This is a genomic window from Mesorhizobium sp. M0960 (genome assembly GCF_040319055.1).
Lineage (GTDB): Bacteria > Pseudomonadota > Alphaproteobacteria > Rhizobiales > Rhizobiaceae > Mesorhizobium.
This window is the reverse complement of record NZ_JAMYNN010000055.1, coordinates 1-939: the sequence shown is the minus strand read 5'-3', so window position 1 is coordinate 939 and position 939 is coordinate 1. Positions and strand designations below refer to the sequence as shown.

2 protein-coding genes are annotated in these 939 nt (G+C 63.4%); both read right to left on the bottom strand.

Annotation, left to right across the window (positions count from 1 at the left end; all coding sequences use genetic code 11):
- On the bottom strand, positions 1-571 hold a 571-nt coding region (locus NKH63_RS31280), incomplete at its 3' end, for a transketolase family protein (RefSeq protein ID WP_502896390.1).
- On the bottom strand, positions 568-939 hold a 372-nt coding region (locus NKH63_RS31275; protein WP_502896389.1), incomplete at its 5' end, for a thiamine pyrophosphate-binding protein. The genes NKH63_RS31275 and NKH63_RS31280, both read right to left, overlap by 4 nt.

Genomic DNA, 939 nt, shown 5'->3' with positions numbered 1-939 from the left:
AAAGCCGCATGTAGACCGGCCCGTTGTAGTCCGCGATCGCCTCCGTGGCCTGTTCGATGTCGAGCGCGTCGCAAGGGTCGATGATCGTCAGGTTCGGCATCCCGCGGAAGATCGCGATGTCCTCCGTCGCCTGGTGGCTGGGGCCGTAGCCGGTCGTCAGCCCCGGTAAGGCGCAGACGATCTTCACATTGAGTTTCTCCTCGGCGATCGCCATGCAGATGAAATCGTAGGCACGTCGCGATGCGAAGACGGCGTAGGTGGTGGCGAAGGGCGTAAAACCCTCCCGCGCCAAGCCGGCGGCGGCGCTCATCAGCACCTGCTCCGCCATGCCCATCTGATAGAAGCGGTCCGGATGCTCCTGTGCGAAGACATGGAGATCGGTGTATTTCGCGAGGTCCGCCGTCAGGCCAACTATCCCGGGCCGCTGGTGCGCCAGTCTGGCCAGTGTGTGCCCGAACGGCGCATTGCGTGTCGGTACGCCATCGGGCGCGATCGACGCGATCATCGCCGATGTGGTCTTGCGCTCACCGGCATTGGCGGCGTGGCGCGGCGCGAACTTTGACAACCTCAACGCGGACGTCCCTTTTCCAAAGCTTCGAGCGCTAACGTCCATTCGTGCGGTTCGACGCGGATGAAATGCGTGATGTCGCGGGTTTCCAGGAATGGCACACCCTTGGCCATGCGCGTATCGCAAACGATCACACGCGGACGAGGTTCCTTCAGGCCGCGCGCCATGTCGAAGGCCTTGCGGACCGCCTCGATGTCGTTGCCGTCGACGCGCTGCGCATGCCAGCCGAACGCCTCGAACTTGTCGGTCACCGGTTCGGAGGAGAGCATGGCCGTCGACGGACCATCGGCCTGCTGATTGTTGAAGTCGACAATGGCAATGAGATTGTCGAGCTTGTGGTGGGCGGCCGACATCGCGGCTTCCCAGGTCGA